Here is a 5,573-nt window from a genome sequence, read left to right as displayed (position 1 = left end):
CCGCACGGCTGCGGCGATCACGTGCCCTCACCCTTCCGTCGCCTGCGGCTCCTCCCTCCCTCTCCCCGAGGGGGCGAGGGAAAAGCGCGGCGTTAACGTCCTTTTTACCCCTCTTCGCTACCCCTGATCACGTGCTTTTATTCGGCACGTTTTTTCTCCCTTGTGGCGCAATCGGCGCCAACCTCAGGGCCGCTCCACCGGGCGGCCCTTTCTTTTTGCGCGCCGCTGGCCTAGCGCACTCCGCATCATGACATCTCCTGCTCCCTTTGCGGTCGCGCTCGTTTCGGGCGGGCTCGACTCGATGGTATCCGCCGCGATGGCGCGCGAAGCCGGCCAGCGCCTGCTCGCGCTGTCGTTCGACTATAACCAGCGTCACCGCGTCGAACTCGCCGCCGCGCGCCGGATCGCCGACGCGCTCGGCGCCGAACGCCATATCGTCCTGCCGATGGACCTGTCCGCATTCGGCGGCTCCGCGCTGACCGCCGATATCGACGTGCCGAAGGACGGCGTGGGCACCGAAGACGGCGGCGGCATTCCCGTCACCTACGTCCCCGCCCGCAACACCATCTTCCTCAGCCTCGCGCTGGGCTGGGCCGAGGCGGCGGGCGCGCGCGATATCTATATCGGCGTCAACGCGCTCGATTATTCGGGCTATCCCGATTGCCGCCCCGAGTTCATCGCCGCGTTCGAAGGGCTAGCCGAACTGGCCACCAAGGCCGGCGTCGAGGGCGATCCGTTCCGCATCCAGGCGCCGCTCCAAAATATGACGAAGGCGGATATCGTCCGCGAAGGCACGCGTCTCGGGCTCGATCTCGGGCTGAGCTGGTCGTGCTACGATCCGGCACCGGGCTCGCTCCATTGCGGCGAGTGCGACAGCTGCCGCCTGCGCGCGCGCGGTTTCGAAGAGGCGGGGATCGCCGACCCGACGCGCTACGCCGTGCCCCCGGCATCTGGGCCGGCCTGACGCCATGAGCTACGCCGTCAAGGAGATGTTCCTGACGCTGCAGGGCGAGGGCGTGAACGCCGGCCGCCGTGCGGTGTTCGTGCGGTTCGCCGGCTGCAACCTGTGGTCGGGGCGCGAACAGGACCGGGCGACCGCGGTGTGCAAGTTCTGCGATACGGAGTTCGTCGGCACCGACGGGCTCGGCGGCGGCAAGTTCGCCGATGCGCAGGCCTTGGCGGCGGCAGTTGCGGGGTTCTGGGGCGAAGGCTCGAACGACCGCTTCGTCGTCTTGACCGGCGGCGAGCCCATGCTGCAGATCGACGACGCGATCGTCGATGCGCTGCATGCCGAGGGCTTCCGGATCGCGATGGAGAGCAACGGCACGATTGCCGCACATCCCGGTATCGACTGGGTGTGCATCAGCCCCAAGGCGGGCAGCATCGTCGTCCAGCGCACCGGCGACGAACTGAAGCTGGTCTGGCCGCAGCCGGGCACCGATATCGCCGATGTCGAGACGTGGGACTTCGCGAACCTGCTGCTACAGCCGCTCGACGATCCGCGCGCGGAGGCGAACCGCGAGGCGTGCGTGGAGATGGTGATGGCGCGGCCGCAATGGCGGTTGTCGTTGCAGACGCACAAGCTGCTGGGCCTGCGCTGAGCGGTCGGGGCAGGCGTCCCTTGAGGATGTCCGCTCCCCCAGATTCCCAAATCCCCCGACCCGTCATCCCAGCGAAAGCTGGGATATCCCCGCGGGGCGCCTGTCGCCCGCGTCGTGAGATACCCCAGCTTTCGCTGGGGCGACGGATTGGAGGAAGGGGCTGGTGTCCGTTCTTACCGATAGCCAGCCGCTGCCAGTTGGCCTCGGACGCTACGGCAAGAAGCCGTTCGGATCGGTAGCGGCTTACCGCCCGGCAATCCCCACACCCGCCGGCGGCCAGTTCTGCGCGCCGCACTTCTTCGCGACCCATTCGCCCTTCTTGTTCCAGCAGATCGGGTCGAGGCGGATCATCATCGGCGCCGAGCGCTCGCTGCCGATGTAGCGCGGGAAGCGCTGTTCGCCCCACGGGATCAGGCTGTTGCGCAGCTCGCGCGAGCGGGCCAGCGCGACCTCGGCGAAGTGGCCGCGGGGTGCGAACACCGCGTCGCGACCGATCGAGGCGGCGGTCTGGCAGAAGCCGTATTGCGCGGCGACCGTCGCGAAGCTGGAATAGGTGCGCGTCCCGAACTGGTCGAGCGCGGCCTGTCCGGCGCGGGGACCCGCAGCCTTGTTCACGCGCAGGAAATACTTGGTCAGCGTATCGAACGCGCCCTTCAACTCTTCGCCATGATCGGCGAGGATCGAATTATAGTTGGGCACGGTCAGCAGTGTCGGCTCGAACTGGCACTGCAGCGCAGCGACGTTCAGCGCGGCGCGCATGTGCCACACGAGCGCCGCCCGCATTTCCGCCGATGTAGCGCCCGGCAGGGGCTGGCCCAGATCGGCCTCTTCGCCGGTAACGGCCGCGCCCGAAAAATCACGCGACTGCAAAAAGAACTGCGCCGACGCCGACTGCGCCACAGCGAGCCCGCTCGACGCCACGCATAGCGCGAGCGCGGTACGCAACACCTTCATTCCAACCTCCCCAGGGCACACTTCAAGTCCGCGAATCTAGAGCGTTTCCGCAAAACTCCCAAGCGATTTTAACCTTTTCCAGTGATCGGCGGAACATCGTCCGCAGGCCCTCTCTCAGCTCGATTCGCCGCGCCCTAAACGATCCCGACACGCGGCGCAGATCCGCCCTCGAACGCGGGCCCTTAGACGCCGGTATGCGCGACAACGAAAAAGGCCGCCCGGTTGCCCGGGCGGCCTTTCACAACACGTAATTCCGGTCGGAGGCTACCCGCCGAAACGGGCAATCTCCGCGGAGATTACATTGCGTTGTTGGTCATCATGGTGTCGTTCGACATCATCGTGTCGTTCGCCATCATGGTGTCGTTGGCCATCATGCCACCGTTCATCGTGCCGTCAACGGCAGTCATGTTGTCGGTCATGGTGTCCATGCCCTCGGTGGCGTTCATGTCGGTGACCATCGTGTTGTCGGTGGTCGTCTCGGTCTTCGGACCGCAAGCCGAAACGGCGAGTGCTGCGCTGGCGATCAGCGAACCGGTCAGGACCTTGGAAATGAGTGCACGCATGTGGAAGCTCCCTAGATAGAGGATTTGGCTGGCTGCTCGCCCTTAATACCCAAATCGTAGTGGACATTAATCCGATAACGCTTCGTCCTCAAGCCTCGTTTTCCTGAGGACAAGAAACTGTTTCAAGGAAAGCATCGACCGTCAACGCAAGGGCGGCGTCGAAAGTTGCAAGATCGGCCGGAATGCCGAGCGATTGCAAACTGGTAACGCCGTACTCTGGCAGGCCGCAGGGGACGATACCACCGAAGTGCGACAGGTCCGGGTCGATGTTCACCGAGAAGCCGTGAAGCGTGACCCAGCGCTTTACACGCACCCCGATCGCCCCGATCTTGGCTTCCCGTCCCCGATCGAGCGTCCAGATGCCGACCCGCCCATCGACCGCGAACGCCTCGACGCCGAGTTCGCCGAGCGCCGCGATCACCCAGGATTCGAGCGCGTGGACATAACAGCGCACGTCGCGCCCGCGCTTGGTGAGGTCGAGCACGACATAGCCGATCCGCTGCCCCGGACCGTGATAGGTGTATTTGCCGCCGCGGCCGGTCGGGATCACCGGAAAGCGCGCGTCGATCAAGTCGCCCGGCTCCGCGCTGGTACCCGCGGTATAGACCGGCGGGTGTTCGAGCATCCACAACAGCTCGCGCGCCTCGCCCGCGCCGACCGCCACCGCACGCGCCTCCATCTCGGTCAGCGCGTCGGCATAGGGGGTCAGGCCGGCACTGGTGCGCCATTCGATATCCGAGGGAGGGGCGGAGGGGGGCAGGGTGGTCACGATCCCCAATTGCGCACCCGCGCGCCGACTTGCAACCTGTGGTCAAGCGCGGGGGCTTGGGCTAACTCGCGCTGAGCAGGAACCGGGGGAGCAGGGCACATGGTAAAGATGGGAACGGTCTGGGATCGCACGGTCGAGGTGCTCAACGGACGCACCGGCATGATCGCGCCGATCGCGGTGCTCGGCATCTTGTTGCCCAGCGTCGTCCGGGACGGCTTCGTCGCCTTCTCGGCGCCGGGGACCGCGATGTTCGCGCTGGTCGGCGGCGTGCTGACGATCGTGGCGCTTGTGGCGATGATCTGGGCGCAGCTCGCGATCGTCGCGATCGCGACCGATCCGGCCACCGACGCACCCGCGGCCCGGCGTCAGGCCAGCGCGCGGGTCTGGCCAGCGCTCGGCATCACGGTGATCCTGATGATCGTCGCGCTGCTGTTCGTGGTGCCGCCGATCGTCGTGCTTATCCAGTCGGGCTTCGACTTCACCGCCGCCGCGAACGGGTCGAGCGTGCAGATGACCCCGCCCAGCGCCGGTGCCGCTGGGTTCGTCGGGCTGTACGGCCTCGCCTACATGATCGCCGTCATCTGGATCGGCGCGCGGCTGGTGCTGCTCAACCCGGTCGTCCTCAACGAACGTCTCGGCATCGGCGCGATCCGGCGCTCGGTCCGGCTGACCAAGGGGCTGACGTGGCGGATCATCGGCGTGATGATCCTGTTCGCGATCGTGACGCTGGTCTCGACCTGGGCCGCGCAGGCGGTCACCGGGATCCTCTTCCGCCTCGCGCTCGGCGCCGACGGGATCGCCACCGCGACCTTCCTATCGGGGATCGCCGCGACGATCGTCACCACCGCCTTCACCGCGCTCGCCGCCGTCTTCACCGCGCAGCTCTATGTCGCCGTCAGAGAGAAATCCGTCACCCCATGAAGCTCGATTTCGCGACCGTCCTCACCGATGCCTGGACGTTGTTCAAGCGCGACCGCGACCTGTTGCTGCGGATCGCCGCACCCTTCCTGTTCCTGCCCGCGTTCGCGCTCGCCCTGGTCGTACCCGATCCGCCGATGCCGGTGGCAGGGGCCGGCGACAACGAGGCGCAGGCGATGGCCTGGGCCGACGCGGTGCAGACTTGGGCGGGCGCGCATGGCGGCTGGTACCTGCTCGCCTATGTGACGAGCTTCTTCGGCACGTCGCTGTTCTACGCGCTGTATCTCGACCGCGACCAGCTCGACCTGCGCCAAGCGTTGACGCGCTGCCTGCGGATCTTCCCGCGCTTCCTGCTGGCGATGGTGATCGTCTCGTTGCCGGCGGGGGCGGGGCTGTTGCTGTACGCGATTCCCGGGCTCTACATCCTCGGCCGGACGATGCTGACCGGCCCGGCGCTGTTCGCCGAGGCACCGCTCGGGGCGCTCGGCGCGATCCGCCGGAGCTTCATGCTCAGCCGCGGTTCCGGACTGCCGCTGATGGGGCTGGCGGCGTTCAGCTACATCAGCGGCTGGATCGCCGGCGCGCCGTTCATGATGCTCGATCGTGCCCTGCGCGAGGCGGGCGAGCCCAACCCGGTCGCGCTCGCGATCGTCGACGCCGGCGCCGCGGTGGCGGCGATGGCGGCAGGTATCGCGATGGCCCTGATCGCAGTCTCCGCCTTCCGCCGCCTGGCGCGCTAGGCCGCCGGTCTCCGCCAATGTCTGCGGA

Annotated in this window: 7 protein-coding genes; 4 read left to right on the top strand and 3 right to left on the bottom strand. The window is 67.1% G+C overall.

All coding sequences use genetic code 11. The features are described 5' to 3' along the window. Window positions 1-247 precede the first annotated feature (247 nt). Together queC and queE are read left to right on the top strand one after the other, a co-directional pair. Window positions 248-964 carry a 7-cyano-7-deazaguanine synthase QueC gene (queC, locus tag H8S47_RS18525; RefSeq protein WP_187505240.1) on the top strand — a complete coding sequence of 239 codons (717 nt, stop codon included), beginning with the start codon at window positions 248-250 and terminating at the stop codon, window positions 962-964. 4 nt (window positions 965-968) lie between these two features. Then, window positions 969-1,601, top strand: coding sequence for a 7-carboxy-7-deazaguanine synthase (gene queE / locus H8S47_RS18520; RefSeq protein WP_187505239.1), 633 nt, complete (start codon window positions 969-971; stop codon window positions 1,599-1,601). A gap of 243 nt (window positions 1,602-1,844) precedes the next feature. Here the strand turns inward: queE and H8S47_RS18515 are convergent, their stop codons facing one another. The 3 genes from H8S47_RS18515 to lipB form a co-directional block, all read right to left on the bottom strand. Continuing rightward, window positions 1,845-2,555, bottom strand: coding sequence for a hypothetical protein (locus tag H8S47_RS18515; RefSeq protein ID WP_187505238.1), 711 nt, complete (start codon window positions 2,553-2,555; stop codon window positions 1,845-1,847). 296 nt (window positions 2,556-2,851) lie between these two features. Continuing rightward, window positions 2,852-3,118 (bottom strand): hypothetical protein, encoded by a 267-nt coding sequence (locus tag H8S47_RS18510; RefSeq protein WP_128455324.1) that lies wholly within the window; start codon window positions 3,116-3,118, stop codon window positions 2,852-2,854. A gap of 88 nt (window positions 3,119-3,206) precedes the next feature. After that, complete coding sequence (lipB, locus tag H8S47_RS18505; RefSeq protein ID WP_187505237.1) at window positions 3,207-3,887, bottom strand: lipoyl(octanoyl) transferase LipB; 681 nt, start codon at window positions 3,885-3,887, stop codon at window positions 3,207-3,209. 99 nt (window positions 3,888-3,986) lie between these two features. Between lipB and H8S47_RS18500 the strand changes: the two genes are divergently transcribed. After that, entirely contained in the window at window positions 3,987-4,808 is an 822-nt protein-coding gene (locus H8S47_RS18500; RefSeq protein ID WP_187505236.1) for a hypothetical protein, read from the top strand. Then, a complete protein-coding gene (locus H8S47_RS18495) occupies window positions 4,805-5,545 on the top strand; it encodes a hypothetical protein (RefSeq protein ID WP_187505235.1) in 741 nt (246 codons plus the stop codon). The genes H8S47_RS18500 and H8S47_RS18495 overlap by 4 nt, the downstream gene beginning before the upstream one ends. Window positions 5,546-5,573: the final 28 nt, after the last annotated feature.

This window comes from Sphingomonas albertensis (assembly GCF_014358075.1).
In the GTDB taxonomy this organism is placed as follows: domain Bacteria; phylum Pseudomonadota; class Alphaproteobacteria; order Sphingomonadales; family Sphingomonadaceae; genus Sphingomonas; species Sphingomonas albertensis.
This window is presented reverse-complemented; position numbering and strand designations above follow the sequence as displayed.